The following is a 15,730-nucleotide window of genomic DNA, read 5'->3' on the forward strand; positions in this document are numbered from 1 at the left end:
CAGCCGTTCCACCGCGGCGCAGGTCCTACGCAGGTGCTCATGGCACAGGTGGATTAGGCAGCTCACGGCGGATCGGCCCGTGTGTCCAGTCTATATCGGTAGACTGACGCCGAACGCGAGAAAGGTACAGGGTGGGTTAGCCGAAGGCGTAACCCACCAATGTTCGTCTCTGCGGAAGCTACAGCGGTGGATTACGCCCACGACTACGCTTCGCGCAGCCGCGGGCTAATCCACCCTACGAACCGGTCGCGAGGTCAGCCTTCACTTTCCGGGTTGGTCGAGGAAGACGTAGAGCGCGGCGATCCTGCCGTTCTCCACGATGATCACATCCCATCCTGTGTAATCAGGCGCTTCGCCGCGGGGACCCGATGTCCAGGCCAGCCGTCCGGCATTGTGAAGCGCCTGTGGCTCGCCAGTCGGCGTGTAGACGAAGTGGGGATGAGTGGCCCGCAGCTCGCCCGCGAATTTGTCGATTGCATCGCGCCCGACGAAGACGCCTGGCGGGACGTACAGCGCGGCGTTCTCCGTCCAGAGTTCGTCGATCGCGGCGCGGCGACGCCTGGCGTCGCCCTCGCCGAAGACCTCCTGAAGGTTGCGCTGAAGCAGTTGGTGGATTCGATCCGTCGATTCATTCGTCCGGGTCATCGGTCTTCTCCATTTCCGTGAATTGTGCTGAAGGCGGCGCTTCAGATCTGAACCTGGCCGCCGTCGACGAAGAGCTCCACGCCATTGACGAAGCTCGCCTCGTCGGAGGCCAGGAACAGCACCGCCTTGGCGATCTCGTCGGGCTGGCCGACGCGGCCGGCCGGGATGAGTCCTGCGAGGTAGGTCTTCGTGCCTTCCGCCTGCTCACCGGCGCCGAACAGATGGTTCAGCCCGGGCGTCTCGGTGACGCCGGGGCTGATCGCGTTGACGCGGATGCGCCGATCCTTCAGGTCGAGGATCCAGTTGCGCGCGAAGTTGCGCACGGCGGCCTTGGTTGCCGAATAGACGCTGAAAGCCGGCGTACCCGAGACGCTGGTGGTCGATGCCGTCAGGACGATGGAGGCGCCGTCGCGAAGCAGGGGCAGCGCCTTCTGGACAGTGAAGAGAACGCCCTTCACATTGGTGTCGAACGTGCGCTGATAATGCTCCTCGGTGATCGTGCCGAGCGGTGCGAACTCGCCGCCGCCGGCATTGGCGAAGATGACGTCGATCTGCTGGTGCTTCTTCTGGACGGCGTCGTAGAGCCGGTCGATGTCGGCCAGATTGGCCATGTCGCCTTGAACGCCGGTCACGCGACCGCCGATCGCCTTCACCGCCGCGTCCAGCGCGTCCTGGCGGCGGCCGGTGATGAACACCGAGGCGCCTTCAGTTGCAAAAGCCTTGGCAGCCGCAAGGCCGATGCCGCTCGTGCCGCCGGTCACCACCACGACCTTGTTGTTGAACCTGTCAGTCATCGTCCGTCTCCTTTGGAAGCATCTGGCGGGAAGCGCCGCTGCCCTTCGTAGATGCCTGCGGAACGATGATGCGAGTAGTCGTCAGATATGGTACTCAGCGTTCTATGAGAGGAACGATGAAGATCGACCTGAACGACTTTGCCTATTTTGCCGAGGTGGTTGGGCACGGCGGGTTTGCCGCGGCCGGGCGGGCCTTGCGCGAGCCCAAGTCCAAGCTCAGCCGGCGGATTGCTGGCCTAGAGGAGCGCCTGGGGCTGCGCCTCATCGAACGATCGAGCCGGCGGTTTCGGGTCACCGAGGTGGGGCAGGCCTTCTACGAGCGCTGTCGTGCGATCCTGACGGAAGCCGAGCAGGCCGAAGCGCTCGTGACGCAAGCGCAGTCTGAACCTCATGGCCGCATTCGCTTCAGTTGCCCGACCGGCATGGTCGCGGAGATGTCCGGGCTCGTGGCGAGCTTCCTGACGCGCTATCCCAAGGTGCGCCTGCAACTCGTCGCGATCGACCGTCCCGTGGATCTGATCGAGGAGCGGATCGACGTGGCCCTGCGCGTCCGATCCGTCCTTGTCGGTGATGCTGCGCTCACCATGCGCTCGCTGGGCACGTCCACGCGCATCCTCGTCGCGAGCCCGCAGCTGGCAAGCCGCCTGCGAACTCTGGACGATCTTGCCGCGCTTCCGACGCTCGCGACATCCGATGACGACGCGCTGGTCGAATGGCATCTGGAGACGGACGACGGACAGGCTCGCATCCACAGGCACGAGCCGCGCATGGGATGCGGCGACTTCGGCGCAGTGCGCGATGCGGCGGTCGCGGGCCTCGGTATCGCGCTTCTGCCCGATCACCTCTGCCGGGACGCACTCGAGCAAGGCAGGCTCGTCCATGTGCTGTCAGACTGGCGCGGTCATCGCGGCATGGTGCATCTCGTCTTCACGACACGACGCGGTCTGCCGCGGGCGGTTCGCGCGCTGATCGATCATCTCGCGGCGGGATTTTCCAAGACGTTGGTGTAGGTCGTCTCGCAGGATGGGCCAGCGCCGCAACCAAGGGCTGTGCAGACGCGTCGCCTGTTGCTATGACAGTTCCCGGGAATTGAGTTGGGGACTGCATGTTTGGAATGACAGGCCGCGCGCTCGTTGGTGCGGCAGCAGGCGTGGGTGTGTTGGCGCTAACGGTCCTGCTCGAAATATCGAACGCCCGCGCGGAAATGCCCTTGTCCGCCAAGTGCAATGCGGTCGGAAATTTCAGTGTCGATGACCGGATCGCGGGTTGTACCGCCCTGATCGAGGCGGCGCCGGCCATGCAGCAAGGCCTGGTCATGGCACACATGCGCCGCGCCATGTTCTACCGCCAGAAAGGCGAGATCGACCGCGAAATTGCCGATTACGACCAGATCATCGAGCGCTACCCAGACAATCTGCCCGCCCGACTCCACAGGGCTTTTGCGCATCTCCGACAGCGAGAGCCTGCGGCCGCAATGTCTGATTACACCAAAATCATCGAGCTCGATCCCAGGAATACCTACGCTTACATAGGGCGCGCTCAAATCTACCTGGCGAGACTCGACTTCGTCCGCGCCATCGCCGACTATGATCAGGCTCTGCTGATCCATCCGGACAATGTCATCGCGCATGTCGACCGAGGCCTCGCCTACGTTCGCAAGGGTGATCCGGATCGGGCCATGGCCGACTGTGATCGAGCGGTTGAGCTCAGCCCCCAAACCGGCGGCGGCCAATTGTGCCGTGGCCGGGTCTACTTCGCCAAGGGCAACAGAGAGCGTGCTTTGGCTGAACTCGATCAAACAATGCCGATCAAGCCAAGGAACGACTCTTTCTACTATTTCCGAGCCGAATCTTTTTCTCAGCTCGGTGAGTTCGACCGCGCTATCGCCGACTATGACCGGATCGTCGAGCTGAACCCACGAAGCCGGTATGTCTATGGCTGTCGCGGCGTCGCCTATGCTCAAAAAGGCGACTATGATCGCGCCATTGCCGATTACAATGAGGCGATCCGCCTGGCACATCAGGATCAAGGAAACGCCGGCGATCGGCAGAGTCAGATTCAAGGTCAGGACGCCGATCCCATTTCCGCGTCCGTCGCCGGTGAATCGATCGTACTCGCTTCGGGAGATGGCCCTGTGCTCCGCGCCCGGGGAACTGCCTATTATGCGAAAGGGGACTTCGATCGTGCCATCGCAGACTATGATGAGGCGATCCGCTTTGATCCCAGGGACAAGGATTCGCTCGGGCTGCGTGCCAACGCGTACAAGGCCAAGGGAGACTTCAGCCGCTCGATTGCGGACTACGATCAGCTCGTGCAACTCGATCCCCGGGACGTCCGCGCCTACCGCGCCCGCGCGAGCGCTCATTGGCAGGCCGGTTCACTTGCCAAGTCGTTGGCCGATCTGGATGAGGCGGTCCGGCTCGACCCCAAGAATGCCTACGCGGCATTGTGGCGTGAGATCATTGCAAGGCGCAGTCACGAACCAGATCGGTTGGCCGAGGCCGCAACGCAGCTCGATATGACGAAATGGCCTGCGCCGATCATCAACCTGTTTCTTGGCACGACGACGCCGGAGCAAGTGCTCGACGCTGCCAACGATCCAGATCCGAGGAGAAGAAAGGGACAGGTCTGCGAGGCGCATTTCTATGCTGGTGAACTGACCCTGCAACGTGGCTCCAGGGAAGAAGCTTCGCGGTTGTTCGACCTCGCTGTTGCCGATTGCCCGAAGACCTTCGTCGAGAAACAGGCCGCGGATTTCGAGCTCAGCTCGTTGCGGGCGAGCCGCTGACGCCGTCAGGCACAGCCTCCCATGGTGCGCGAAGCGACTTGTCCGCCGTAGCTCGAAGAGCGAAGGCAGGAAGCCTGCCCACCATGCTTCGCGCGATCAATTCAGGTGACAATGGTGGGCACGGCGCTGCGCGCCTTTGCCCACGAAACCGGGCCGCGGGGAGGGAGCGCGCATCGCTCCATCAAGCGGCGCTCGCGACCGGCCCCTTCGGGTTGCTCTGCTGGAGACGGCGTAACGCCGCGACATTGGTCTCGACCGATGCGAAGCAGCAGCGCGATTTGCCGCCAGACTTCGCCTCGTAGAGCGCGGCATCGGCGACCGCGAGCAATTCAGCGACCGTGGCACCGTGATCCGGCGACATCGCAATGCCGACGCTGGCACCGACGCTGGCGCACATCTCGCCGCCCAGATCATAGGAGACGGCAACCTCGCGGATGAGCCGGTGTCCGGTCTCCAGCGCCATGTCGGCCGTGAGGCCATCGACCAGCACGACGAATTCGTCGCCACCCATCCGGGCTACCATCGCACCGTCAGGCAGCGCCCGGCGCGCGCGGCCGGCCACGGCTTTCAGCACCGCATCGCCGGCTGCATGGCCGAACGTGTCGTTGATCGGCTTGAAATTATCGAGATCGAAGAACAGCACCGCGAACGGCCGTTCGGCATGGGTGCCCAGCCTGGCGCCGAGCGCCTCGACGATACCTGCGCGATTGAGCAGGCCGGTGAGCGCGTCGTGATGGGCGCGATGGTTGTTCTCGCGCTCGGCACGCATGGTGGTGACCAGCATCCGGTTGAGGCGGAAGGCGGCGGCGGTCATCGCAGCCAGATACATCGGGACCTGGAGGTACACGATGTAGAACAGCGGCTCGCCGGCAAGCGCGGCGCCGGGGACGATCGGACCGAGGCTCAGCAGGATCATGGTCCCGGCCAGCCGTGGCGCGCCGAAATTGCGGAAGCAGATGCCGCCGACCATCGCCGCCGCCGACAGCGTGGCCAGCATGGCCACGACCCAGTCGCCGCTCGCAAGGCTGACGATGGCGCCAAAACCGACACTGGCACTCCAGGCGACCGCGAGCAGAAGGTGAAGGTCGGTCGGGGTCGGGCGATGCGCCCGGGCTCTGCGATGCGCGCAGACGAGCACGACGAGGCGGGCCAGGCAGATCGCGATCTCCATCACCAGCCAGGCAATGAACGGTGCGGCCGGCTTGCGGACGGCGATCACGGCCGCGACGGCGATGGTGTTGACGGCGCCGGCGGCAAAGACCGGCAGCGATCCATGGAGCTGGGCAATGAGCGCGGCGCGGATGTCGTCGGGGACCCCAAGCCCCGGCTCAGCCAGCCAGCGCGTCAGGCGCCAGCGCGGCGCACTGTAGAGTCCCTCGTTCGATTGCATTGCCGACCGTCCCCGTATTCCGGGCGCCAACAACGACGATCGCTCCTAATAGCCTTTTAAGGCAGCGACCGATCGCCGACCGTGCTTGACGCAAGGTAAATCGGCGCCGCCGGGACCGTAGTCGTGCAGGAAGATACGGATTGGTGCAGGGAGCAGCGAGCTGGGAGAGATCGTGGGCACGGCGCTGCGCGCCTTTGCCCACCCTGCGAGACCGTCATCCGCGCCCGAGCTGCACCTCGCGCTCCACCGCAATCCACGTCGTCTTCGCCACCGCCAGCAACCTCCCGGCTTCATCATGGAGTGCGGCCTCGGCCGTGCGCTTGCGGCCGTCGCGGCCGGTGGGCCAGGCGGTGATGATCAAGCGGTCGCCGGGGCGCGGGCGGGTTTCGATGCGGGCGGACATCCGGCCCAGCAGGAGCGGTGTCCGGTCGGCGGCGCCGCTCTGCGGATCGCAATTGCTGGCGAAGCCGGTGGGGCAGTCGAGCGCCGACCAGAGAAATTCGGGCGCGACGAGGCCGTCCTCGGCGGCGAGATTGGGATCGGGTGTCCAGCTCGCTGCGAGAACGGGCGCGTGTGCATGACGGCCGAGCGGGCCGGCGAAGATGCGCAGGCCGTCGCCTTTCGCGCGCGCCGGGCCGCAGACGAAGCAGGTCGGCAGCGGATGCTCGTGCGGCTTGACCGGCGTCAGCAGTTCGGCGGCGCTGGCCTCCTCGAAACTGGCGGTCTCCAGCCGCGCAAGCTCGACGCTCACCGCACGGCCGGTCGCGACGACCTTGGCGCCGTCGCGAAGCTCCCATGTGCCGTCGTTCGTCGCGGCTGCATCGAGTGGTGTGTCGAGGGGAGGCGGCGCGCGCAGCGTCACCTCGGCACCGCCGGGAATGTGCTGGGCCAGCCGGCCGCAGACATAGCCGCCGTTGCCGGAGTTCGGAGGACCGCAAAAGCGCTTGTCGATGATGATCGATGTCACCGGTGTGTTCCTCTCTTGCCGTGCCTCGCGCACTCTATCTTATCTTGAGGACAATTCGTCCCTGAACCGTGCGATTGGCCACGGCCTGCATGGCGTGCGCGGCCTCCTCCAAAGGGAGGACGCGGTCGATATGCGGGCGGATGTGTCCGCCCGCCAGCAACTGCACCAGCGTCTCATTCATTTGCGCGGCCTCGGTGGAAAACTTCTCCGCCCAGGCGCCGACGAAGACGCCGACGATGGCATAGTTCTTCAGAAGCGGCAGGTTCATCGGGATCGACGGAATGGCGCCGCTGGTGAAGCCGATCGGCATCAGGCGTCCGCCCCAGTTCATCAGCCGGGCCATCTGCTCGAGGATGGTGCCGCCGACATTGTCGAAGCCGATATCGATGCCTTGGCCTGATGTGACCGACTTGATCCGGTCGCGCAGATCCTCGCTGCGATAATTGATGACCTCGCGCGCGCCGTAGCGGCGCACCAGGCCGGCCTTGTCGTCGGAGCCGACTCCGGCGACGACGTGCAGGCCGAGATGGCGGCCGAGGTCGACGGCGGCGAGCCCGACACCGCCGGCGGCGCCCGTCACAAACAAAGTCTCGTCGCGCGCGGCCCGTGCCCGCTCGACCAGCGCATAATAGGCCGTGCCGTAATTGTGCAAAAATGCGGCCGCGGTTTCGAACGCGACGCTATCGGGCAGGCGCACGCTCTTCGATGCCTTGGCGGTCATCCGTTCGGCGTAGCCGCCGATCCAGCTGCTGCATGCCACGCGATCGCCGGGCTTGAACGTCGTGACCTGGTCGCCGACCGCGACGACGACACCGGATGCTTCCGTGCCGGGCACGAAGGGGGTCGGCGGCCGCATCTGGTAGAGGCCCGAGACCAGCAACTGGTCCATGAAGCTGACGGAGGCCGCATGGACGTCGATGAGAATCTCGTCGGCCGCCGGGTGCGGCTCGTCGATCTCACCGAGGCGCAGATCTCCGGGGCCGGTGAAGGAATGGCACAGGATCGCTTTCATCGGGGTGCTCCAACAGGCCGGGACGGCTGGCGATCGTCGATCCGGTGATGCGTGAACAGACGCGGCAGCAGCATGGGAACGCGCCGGCGATACTCCTGATAGGTCGCACCGAACTCGGCAATCAGGTCGCGTTCCTCGAACTGGAGGGCGACCAGGATGTAGGCGGTGTTGGCGAGCGCGAACAGCAGATGCCCGGCAGTCATCTCGGGCGTCGCCCAGAACGCGAGCAGAAAGCCCAGCATCAGCGGATGCCGCACGATCTTGTAGAGCAGCGGCGTCCTGAAGGATTGATTTGGCATCTCGGCCCCGCGCCACGTAGCGAAGGCCTGGCGCAGGCCGAACAGATCGAAATGATCGATCATATGGGTCGAGGCGAACGCGATCAGCCAGCCGAGCCAATGGATGCCGGTCAGCAGCCAAGCCGCAACGCCGCTGGCCTGCCAGATCGGTGTCGGGATCGGACGCCACTGCCAGAACAGCAGCAGCAGGATCAGGCTGGAGAGCAGCACATAGGTGCTGCGCTGGCACGCCGCTGGAATGAATTTGACGATCCATCGCTTGAAGGCCGGGCGGGCCATGACGCTGTGCTGGATGGCAAACAGGCCGAGCAGCAGCAAATTGACGAGCGTGGCCTCGGTCACATTCGAAACTCTGCCGACATCGATCGATTTGGGTACGACATAATTGCCGACGAAACCGGGCGCATAGAGAAACGAAACGGTGAATACGCCATAGCTCACGAGGGCGTAGAGCAGGATTGCGAGACGCGCGAACATGGTTTCTCCTATTGTGCCTGTGACGGCGGTGCCGCATGCAGGAGCCTGAAGCGCTCGCCGGCGCGCGGACCCGATCTGGCCCGGTGACTACCGCCCGACCGTCCCCTGTGCGTCCCCCGGGGAGGCAGCGATGGGAGGAAGGATTTTCATGACGGCTTTCCTGCTGGAGACATTCGGGTTCCCGGAGGTCCATGCGGACGGCCGTCCGATCAAGCTGGCCTTGCGCAAGGGTCTCGCGCTGCTGGTCTATCTCGCCGAGGCCAAGGGGGCGGTCACGCGCGACGTCATGGCGACGCTGCTGTGGCCCGAGACGGCCCGACAGACCAGCCTCGCGCGATTGCGGCGCCTGCTTCACCGCATCGAGCTCACACTCGGCCAGAAGGTGTTCGAGACCGATCGCACCAGCGTGCGATGGTCTGTGGAAGTCGCGCTGCGGATCGACACGCATCTGTTCGAGAGCGCCTGCGATCGCGGCGATTTCGAAGCGGCGTGCCAGATCTATCGGAGTGACTTCCTCGCGGGCTTCTCCCCAGAAGATTCGTCCGAGTTCGACGACTGGGCGTTCTTTCGCCGCGAGGCTCTGCGCGGACGGCTCGTCCATGCGCTCGAACGCCTGGTGCAGGACAAGAATGCAGCCGGCGACCATTTTGCGGCGACCACCTATGCGGGACGTCTGGTCGAGCTCGATCCGCTCAGCGAGGTCTATGGCCGGCATCTGATCCGCAGCCTGCTGCTCGCCGGCGACCGCAGCGGGGCCGAGCGGCATCACGCGGCGCTGACGCAGCGCCTGCGCGACGAGCTTGGCGTTGCGCCGGAAGCCGAGACCGAAGCGTTGATGAGTCCGGCAGGCTCGCTGCGCGATGCCGTGCCGGTCACGCGCTACGTCAAGGGCGCCGGCGTGCATCTGGCGTATCAGACCTATGGCAGCGGCGAGCTCGACATCCTGGTCATGCCCGGCTTCGTCTCGCATGTGGAGCGCGCCTGGGAGCATCCGGCGAGCCGGAGCTTCCTGACGTCATTGATGAAGCTGGGGCGCCTCGTTGTTTTCGACCGCCGCGGCATCGGGCTGTCGGACCGGGTCGGATCGGCGCCCGGGATCGACGTCACCGCGGAGGATATCGGCACCGTGCTGCAGGCGGCGGGCTCGCGCCGTGTCGTGCTGTTCGGTGCATCGGAATGCGGGCCGGCCTGCATCAAGTTCGCGGTCGATCAACCGCGCCGCGTCGCTGGGCTGATCCTGTTCGGTGCGCTGGCAAAAGGATGCTGGGCCGAGGACTATCCGTATGCGCTCCGCGCCAGCCAGTATGATGCCTGGAGCAGGCACCTGGTCGCGCAATGGGGCGGTCCGGTCGGGATCGAGGCTTTTGCGCCGAGCCTTGCCAATGATCCTCAGGCGCGCGCGTGGTGGGCCGGGCTGTTGCGTGCGGCGTCCAGTCCCGGCGGCATCTCGGCGGTGCTGGAGGCGTTTCGCGATGCCGATGTGCGCGACCTCCTGCCTGAGATCGCCGTGCCGACATTGGTGCTGCACCGTCGCGACGACAGGGCGGTGCGGATCGCGGCCGGCCGCGATATCGCGAGCCGGATTGCGGGCGCGGAATTCGTCGAGCTCGAAGGCAACGATCACTGGTTCTTTGCCGGCGATCAGCGGCCGGTGCTCGCGGCGGTCAAGGCGTTTATTCGTAGGGTGGGTTAGCCCTGCAGATGCGCGAAGCGCATCTGCAGGGCGTAACCCACCACGTCTGCCTCCGCGGAAATCAAAGAGGTGGATTACGCCTTCGGCTAATCCACCCTACGGACCTACACCGCCTCCAACTCGCGCTTCTTCTTCGTCTTCGCCTGGCCGAGCAGGGGGCCTGCGGTGAGCGCTGCCGTATCCGCCACGCCCGGGTCGCGCGAGATCATCGCGGCAACGATCGCGCCGTCGATGATGAGGCCGAGCTGGTGGGCGAGCACGGCGGGTTCGCTGGAGCCGAACTCGCTGGCGAGCTTCTCGATGTGGCCGAGCACGATCTTCTTGTGCTTCAGCGCGATGTTGCGGAACTGCTTGGCGTCCTTGTCGTGCTCGCCGACCGCGTTGATGAAGGGGCAGCCGTAGAAGCGCTCCTCGGCGAACCAGCTCTTCAGCGCCGGGAAGATCCGCGTCAGTTTCGCCTGCGCATCGCCGCCGCCTTGCTCCATGGCGCCGATGAACCATTCGCGCCACTGCTTGCCTTCGCTCTCCAGCACCGCGTTGACGAGGTTGGTCTTGGAGCCGAACAATTTATAGAGCGTCGTCTTCGCCGTGCCGGCTTCCTCGATGATCGCATCGATGCCGGTGGCGTTGATGCCGTTCTTGCAGAACAGATGCGTCGCCGCGCTGAGCAGCCGACCGCGCGCGGACTCGTCGTCGCCCGCGCCCGAATGCGGCGATGTGGAATTCTTCTTCGATGACGTCTTTGCCATGAGTCCAAACTTACCCGCAGCCGCGCCGCATCAGCAAGCCGCAACTGTTCCGCGCTGAAAAAATTCGCATGGAAAAGCGCATCTGCATCGCCTTTGAGCAAGCGGCGGCTGGTCAATCCGCAGGCAGTCACCGCTAAGCGGCTTCAATGCCTCGCCTTTTGTTTTTGGGCCTCTCTGGCACGCTCCATGCAGGGAAACAGACCGTTCGGTATCCTGCCGGATTCCACGGCTGCCAGGGAGAAGATGATGACTGCCGTCGTTCAAAAGACAGTGCTGACGGGTTGCCTCGCACCCATCGACAAGAATGGCCTCGAGCAACTGATCGCCAACGGCAAGGCCAATCCGAAGGTCGTCAAGACCTTGAAATGCAAGACGGTCGCGGAAGGAAAGTTCCGCCACGCCAACTACATCCGCAATCTGCCGCCCTACATCGTCGACGAGCCACCGGGGCTTCTGGGCGACGACACCGCGCCGAACCCGTCGGAGGCCTCGCTCGCCGCGCTCGGCTCCTGCCTTGCGGTCGGCCTGCACGCCAACGCCGTGCATCGCGGTTGGATCGTCAACAAGCTCGAGCTCGAGCTCGAGGGCGACCTCAACATCACCGCGGTCTGGGGCACCGGCGACATGTCGGACAAGCCCGTCGGCTTCACGGATGTGCGCGTCAAGGTCGACATGGAGTGCGAGGGCATCTCGCCGGACGAGATCAACGCGCTGGTCGCCCATGTGAAGAAATGGTCGCCGGTCGCCAACACCTTCACCCGCCCGGTCAATCTCGAGGTCGGCATCTAGCAGACAGCAATCAGGACAAGGTGCGGGAGATGACCATGGGTTCACTGGCTTTATCGCGGGTCGAAATTTTGGATCAGCCCGCACCGTCTATTGCAGGGGAGGTGGCGCGGATCGCGCGGGAGCAGCTCGCCCCGCTCGCCGCGGGTATCGACGAGGGCACGGTCTATCCGGCCGAGGTGCTGCGCGCATTCGGTGCGGTCGGGGCGTGGGGCAGTCACGTGCCGCATGAAGGCCCTGCGGATCTGCGCTGCGCGATCCAGGCGATGGCCGGGATCGGCGAGGTCTGCGGCGCCACCGCCTTCATGGCCTGGTGCCAGAACACGCTGGTCTGGTACGCCGCCAACTCGACCAATCTGAAGCTGGCCAAGCGTTTTGGCGATGCCTTCTCGACCGGCCGCGTGCTCGGCGGCACCGGGCTCTCCAATCCGATGAAGAGCTTCTTCGGTATCGAGAAACTGAAGCTGAAGGGGCGCAAGGTCGAGGGCGGCTACATCGTGCGCGGCGCGCTGCCCTGGGTCTCCAATCTCGGCCCCGATCATTATTTCGGGACGATCTTCGAACGCGAGGACGAGCAGGGCATCGCGAGCGGCGAGCCCGGCACGGTCATGTTCCTCGCCGATTGCTCCGATCCCGCGATCACGCTGACGCCGTGCAAGCCGTTCCTCGCGATGGACGGCACCGGCACCTATGGCGTGCAGTTCCGCGACGCCTTCGTGCCGGACGAGCTGATCCTCGCCGATCCCGCCGGCCCCTTCGTCAAGAAGATCCGCGCCGGCTTCATCCTGCTCCAGGCCGGGATGGCGCTCGGCGTTATCCGCGACTGCATCAACATCATGGACGAGGTCGATTCTCCGCTCGGTCACATCAACCGCTACCTGCCGCAGCAGCCGGTGCATTTCCGCGATCTTGCCGCCGAGCTCGAGACCGAGACCATGGCGCTGGCGCGCGATCCCTACAACGAGGAGGAGACCTACTGGCGCAAGGTGATTGCGCTCAGGCTTCGCGCCGGCGAGGCCAGCGTCGCGGCGGCGCATGCGGCGATGCTGCATTGTGGCGCGCGCGGCTACCTCAAGAGCCACCGCGCGCAGCGGCGCCTGCGCGAGGCCTATTTCGTCGCGATCGTCACGCCCGCCACCAAGCAACTGCGCAAGATGCTCGCCGATGCCTGAGTTCTACGAGTCCACCCCAAGACGACCCCAAGACGACCCCCAACCTCAACGGAGAGGCTGCCATGACTGACGTCCTGATCACTGCCGTCGAACTCGCCGATCTCTTGAAGAGCGAGCCGTGTGTCATCGTCGACACCCGCAATCCCGATGCCTACGCCGCCGGGCATTTGCCGGGCGCCGTCAACGTGCATGAGATCTTCACGTTCCTCGCGACCTCGACGCCCGAAGGCATCACCGAGCTCAAGACCAAATTCGCCGATGCGTTCGGCGGTGCCGGCCTGTCGGGCAAGGAGACGGCTGTGATCTACGAGCAGTCGATGAACTCGGGCTTCGGCCAGTCCTGCCGCGGCTATTACCTGCTCACCATGCTCGGCTATCCCAAGGTGAAGGTGCTGCATGGCGGCTTCGACGCCTGGTCGGCGGCCGGCTTCCCGGTGACGACGGATGTGCCGACGCCGGCAAAGGCCTCGTTCGCGATCGTGCCGGAAGCGGGTGAGATCCTGATCGATGCCAAGACCATGCTCGGCGCCGTCGGCAAGCCCGGCATCGCCATCCTCGACGTGCGCGACGTCGATGAGTGGATCGGCGACAGCTCGTCGCCGTACGGCAAGGATTTCTGCCCGCGCAAGGGCCGCATCCCCGGCGCCGTCTGGCTGGAATGGTACCGCATGATGAAGCCGACCGCCGAAGGCCCGCGCTTCAAGTCCAAGGACGAGATTCTGGCGGAATGCGCCACCGTCGGCATCTCGACCACGACGCCGGTCTATCTCTACTGCTTCAAGGGGGCGCGCGCCTCGAACACCTTCCTTGCGCTGAAGAACGCCGGCGTGAAGGACGTGCGGATGTATTTCGGCTCCTGGAACGAATGGTCGCGCGATCCCTCGCTGCCGATCGAGCAGGGGCTGCCGATTGCATCGGGTGTCACCACGAAGGCGGCCTGAGCGCGCGCGATCACATGGCCCGCGGACGGGGCGCGATCCCCAGCGCCTTGATCCGCGAGGCCAGCGTGGTCGGCTTGATGTCGAGCATCTCGGCCGCGCCATTGGGGCCGAACACTTTTCCGGCGCAGGCCTCGAGCGCGGCCAGGATGTTGGCGCGCTCGTGGTCGCGCATTTCTGCTGACGTCATCACCGCCGGGCGCGCGTCGGCCTTCTGACGCGACGTTCCGGTCGGAGGCTGCATGCCGGAGGGATCGGGCAGGTCGATCCGCAGGCGGCCGTTCTGCGACAGGATCGCGGCGCGCTCGATCACGTTCTGCAATTCGCGGACATTGCCGGGCCAGTCGTAGCGGGTCAGCCGCCGCGCGTCGCCTTCCGACAGGCGCAGATTGGATTTCAGCGCCTTGCTCTCGCGCGTCAGGAAATGCTGGGCGAGCAGGGGAATGTCCTCGCGCCGTTCGCGCAACGGCACGGTCTCGATCGGGAACACGTTGAGGCGGAAATAGAGGTCCTCGCGAAAACGGCCGCGCTGCACCTCCTGCTTGAGATCGCGATTGGTCGCGGCGATGACGCGGACGTCCACCGCGCGGGTGCGCTCCTGGCCGACGCGTTCGAAATTCCCCTCCTGCAAGACACGCAGCAGCTTGCCCTGGAGCTCGAGCGGGATCTCGCCGACCTCGTCGAGAAACAGCGTGCCGCCATCGGCGAGCTCGAAGCGGCCGATGCGGTCGCGCGTCGCGCCGGTAAAGGCGCCGCGGACATGGCCGAAGAACTCGCTCTCGAACAATTCGCGCGGGATCGCGGCGCAGTTGACGCGGATCAGCGGCCGGTCGCTGCGGGTGGAATCCTCGTGGATGGCGCGGGCGATCAGCTCCTTGCCGGTGCCGGACTCGCCGGTGATCATCACGGCCGCGGTGGTCGGCGCCACCAGCTTGACCTGGCGCAGCGTCTTCTGGATCGCCTCGCTGCCGCCGATGATGCCGCGCGGATTGGTCTCGATACGGATTTCTTCCTGCAGATAAGCGTTCTCCAGCTCCAGCCGCTCTCGCAGGCGATCCACTTCGGTGAGCGCGGCATGCAGCTTCTCGTCGGCCTCGCGGCGCTGGCTGACGTCGCGAAACACCACGACCGCGCCGACCACCACGCCGCGGTCGCGGATCGGCGTGGAGGTGTACTCCACCCAGGCCGGCGAGCCGTCCTTGCGCCAGAACACTTCGCCATCGACCTGGTGCACGGCGCCGTCGCGGAACGCCGCATAGATCGGGCAATCGTGATCGGGATAGTGGCTGCCGTCGTGATGGGTGTGGTGGACGATCGGGTGGATTTCCTTGCCGACCAGCTCTTCGGCGGTCCAGCCCAGCATCCGCTCGGCCGCGGGATTGACGAAGGTGGTCTTGCCCTCGGCATTGACGCCATAGATGCCTTCGCCGGCGGCGCGCAGGATCAACTGGTTCTCGCGCTCAATGTCCTGGAACACACGCTCGACCCGCTGCCAGGTCGAGATGCCGCTGCGCATGTGGTCCTCGGCGGCGGCATCGACATTGCGGCGGCGGCGGGCGTCGAGATCGGTGAGGGTGAGCTGCACCAGCGTGCGGCCGTCATGGGGCAGGACGCAGCCCGAATATTCGAGCCTGAGATCCTGGCCGGTGGCATGGCGGGGATTGAGCGTCGTGGTCCAGTAAGCGCCCTTGTGCAGCACCGCCTGGGTGAAGACGGTGAGGGCCGGAAGCTCGCCCGCGTGCAGGGTGCTGGCCTTGGTCTGCCGCAGCAGGGCACGGTCGTAGCCGAGCAGGGTGCAGGCGGCCGGATTGGCATCGACGATCTGGTCGCCATAGGGATCGACCAGCAGCGTCGCCTCGACGGAGGATTCGAACGCTGCGACGCGCGGGTCGAGCGCTGGGGCCGCATCGTCCTGGCCGGGCATCGGCGTCGGTGCCATTGCGAAATCTCGTAATTGAACTACGAGATTTCGTTTATCACGAGTTTTCGTAGTGGCCAAGTGGGCCTGAAAGTGCTGCGT

The 15,730-nt window shown here is 65.3% G+C and carries 14 protein-coding genes; 6 read left to right on the forward strand and 8 right to left on the reverse strand.

What is annotated here, in order from left to right; translation table 11 throughout:
• Positions 1-261 precede the first annotated feature (261 nt).
• Positions 262-645: a nuclear transport factor 2 family protein gene (locus VGR99_RS35395; RefSeq protein WP_326904592.1), complete on the reverse strand. Its 384-nt coding sequence runs from the start codon at positions 643-645 to the stop codon at positions 262-264.
• A gap of 41 nt (positions 646-686) precedes the next feature.
• The gene (locus VGR99_RS35400) at positions 687-1,439 is read right to left on the reverse strand and encodes a glucose 1-dehydrogenase (RefSeq protein WP_326904593.1); all 753 of its coding nucleotides are present in this window, start codon (positions 1,437-1,439) and stop codon (positions 687-689) included.
• 116 nt (positions 1,440-1,555) lie between these two features.
• On the opposite strand from VGR99_RS35400, the gene VGR99_RS35405 reads away from it, so the two are divergent.
• Together VGR99_RS35405 and VGR99_RS35410 are read left to right on the forward strand one after the other, a co-directional pair.
• The gene (locus VGR99_RS35405; protein WP_326904594.1) at positions 1,556-2,449 is read left to right on the forward strand and encodes a LysR family transcriptional regulator; all 894 of its coding nucleotides are present in this window, start codon (positions 1,556-1,558) and stop codon (positions 2,447-2,449) included.
• Positions 2,450-2,544: 95 nt separating this feature from the next.
• Positions 2,545-4,227 (forward strand): tetratricopeptide repeat protein, encoded by a 1,683-nt coding sequence (locus VGR99_RS35410; RefSeq protein WP_326904595.1) that lies wholly within the window; start codon positions 2,545-2,547, stop codon positions 4,225-4,227.
• A gap of 181 nt (positions 4,228-4,408) precedes the next feature.
• Here VGR99_RS35410 and VGR99_RS35415 read toward each other — a convergent pair whose 3' ends face one another.
• The 4 genes from VGR99_RS35415 to mddA form a co-directional block, all read right to left on the reverse strand.
• On the reverse strand, positions 4,409-5,617 hold the full coding sequence (locus VGR99_RS35415) for a GGDEF domain-containing protein (RefSeq protein WP_326904596.1): 1,209 nt from the start codon (positions 5,615-5,617) through the stop codon (positions 4,409-4,411).
• A 214-nt stretch (positions 5,618-5,831) separates the two neighbouring features.
• Complete coding sequence (locus tag VGR99_RS35420; protein WP_326904597.1) at positions 5,832-6,584, reverse strand: hypothetical protein; 753 nt, start codon at positions 6,582-6,584, stop codon at positions 5,832-5,834.
• A gap of 34 nt (positions 6,585-6,618) precedes the next feature.
• Entirely contained in the window at positions 6,619-7,596 is a 978-nt protein-coding gene (locus VGR99_RS35425; protein WP_326904598.1) for an NADPH:quinone oxidoreductase family protein, read from the reverse strand.
• Positions 7,593-8,372 (reverse strand): methanethiol S-methyltransferase, encoded by a 780-nt coding sequence (mddA, locus tag VGR99_RS35430; protein ID WP_326904599.1) that lies wholly within the window; start codon positions 8,370-8,372, stop codon positions 7,593-7,595. The genes VGR99_RS35425 and mddA overlap by 4 nt, the downstream gene beginning before the upstream one ends.
• A 148-nt stretch (positions 8,373-8,520) precedes the next feature.
• On the opposite strand from mddA, the gene VGR99_RS35435 reads away from it, so the two are divergent.
• A complete protein-coding gene (locus tag VGR99_RS35435) occupies positions 8,521-10,065 on the forward strand; it encodes an alpha/beta fold hydrolase (protein ID WP_326904600.1) in 1,545 nt (514 codons plus the stop codon).
• A 104-nt stretch (positions 10,066-10,169) separates the two neighbouring features.
• Here the strand turns inward: VGR99_RS35435 and VGR99_RS35440 are convergent, their stop codons facing one another.
• Positions 10,170-10,814, reverse strand: coding sequence for a TetR/AcrR family transcriptional regulator (locus VGR99_RS35440; protein ID WP_326904601.1), 645 nt, complete (start codon positions 10,812-10,814; stop codon positions 10,170-10,172).
• A gap of 246 nt (positions 10,815-11,060) precedes the next feature.
• Between VGR99_RS35440 and VGR99_RS35445 the strand changes: the two genes are divergently transcribed.
• The 3 genes from VGR99_RS35445 (at position 11,061) to VGR99_RS35455 (ending at position 13,713) form a co-directional block, all read left to right on the forward strand.
• On the forward strand, positions 11,061-11,603 hold the full coding sequence (locus tag VGR99_RS35445; protein WP_326904717.1) for an OsmC family protein: 543 nt from the start codon (positions 11,061-11,063) through the stop codon (positions 11,601-11,603).
• Between the two features lie 35 nt (positions 11,604-11,638).
• Positions 11,639-12,772, forward strand: coding sequence for an acyl-CoA dehydrogenase family protein (locus VGR99_RS35450; protein ID WP_326904602.1), 1,134 nt, complete (start codon positions 11,639-11,641; stop codon positions 12,770-12,772).
• A 62-nt stretch (positions 12,773-12,834) separates the two neighbouring features.
• Positions 12,835-13,713: a sulfurtransferase gene (locus tag VGR99_RS35455; protein ID WP_326904603.1), complete on the forward strand. Its 879-nt coding sequence runs from the start codon at positions 12,835-12,837 to the stop codon at positions 13,711-13,713.
• A gap of 10 nt (positions 13,714-13,723) precedes the next feature.
• Here VGR99_RS35455 and VGR99_RS35460 read toward each other — a convergent pair whose 3' ends face one another.
• A complete protein-coding gene (locus VGR99_RS35460) occupies positions 13,724-15,649 on the reverse strand; it encodes a sigma 54-interacting transcriptional regulator (protein ID WP_326904604.1) in 1,926 nt (641 codons plus the stop codon).
• Positions 15,650-15,730: the final 81 nt, after the last annotated feature.

The organism is Bradyrhizobium sp., from assembly GCF_035935975.1.
Classification (GTDB): Bacteria; Pseudomonadota; Alphaproteobacteria; order Rhizobiales; family Xanthobacteraceae; genus Bradyrhizobium.

What these genes read in the sequence shown, in the direction of transcription:
- VGR99_RS35395 (WP_326904592.1), bottom strand. Translation starts at nt 645, where the DNA reads ATGACCCGGACGAATGAATCGACGGATCGAATCCACCAACTGCTTCAG.
- VGR99_RS35400 (WP_326904593.1), bottom strand. Translation starts at nt 1,439, where the DNA reads ATGACTGACAGGTTCAACAACAAGGTCGTGGTGGTGACCGGCGGCACG.
- VGR99_RS35405 (WP_326904594.1), top strand. Translation starts at nt 1,556, where the DNA reads ATGAAGATCGACCTGAACGACTTTGCCTATTTTGCCGAGGTGGTTGGG.
- VGR99_RS35410 (WP_326904595.1), top strand. Translation starts at nt 2,545, where the DNA reads ATGTTTGGAATGACAGGCCGCGCGCTCGTTGGTGCGGCAGCAGGCGTG.
- VGR99_RS35415 (WP_326904596.1), bottom strand. Translation starts at nt 5,617, where the DNA reads ATGCAATCGAACGAGGGACTCTACAGTGCGCCGCGCTGGCGCCTGACG.
- VGR99_RS35425 (WP_326904598.1), bottom strand. Translation starts at nt 7,596, where the DNA reads ATGAAAGCGATCCTGTGCCATTCCTTCACCGGCCCCGGAGATCTGCGC.
- mddA (WP_326904599.1), bottom strand. Translation starts at nt 8,372, where the DNA reads ATGTTCGCGCGTCTCGCAATCCTGCTCTACGCCCTCGTGAGCTATGGC.
- VGR99_RS35435 (WP_326904600.1), top strand. Translation starts at nt 8,521, where the DNA reads ATGACGGCTTTCCTGCTGGAGACATTCGGGTTCCCGGAGGTCCATGCG.
- VGR99_RS35440 (WP_326904601.1), bottom strand. Translation starts at nt 10,814, where the DNA reads ATGGCAAAGACGTCATCGAAGAAGAATTCCACATCGCCGCATTCGGGC.
- VGR99_RS35445 (WP_326904717.1), top strand. Translation starts at nt 11,061, where the DNA reads ATGACTGCCGTCGTTCAAAAGACAGTGCTGACGGGTTGCCTCGCACCC.
- VGR99_RS35450 (WP_326904602.1), top strand. Translation starts at nt 11,639, where the DNA reads ATGGGTTCACTGGCTTTATCGCGGGTCGAAATTTTGGATCAGCCCGCA.
- VGR99_RS35455 (WP_326904603.1), top strand. Translation starts at nt 12,835, where the DNA reads ATGACTGACGTCCTGATCACTGCCGTCGAACTCGCCGATCTCTTGAAG.
- VGR99_RS35460 (WP_326904604.1), bottom strand. Translation starts at nt 15,649, where the DNA reads ATGGCACCGACGCCGATGCCCGGCCAGGACGATGCGGCCCCAGCGCTC.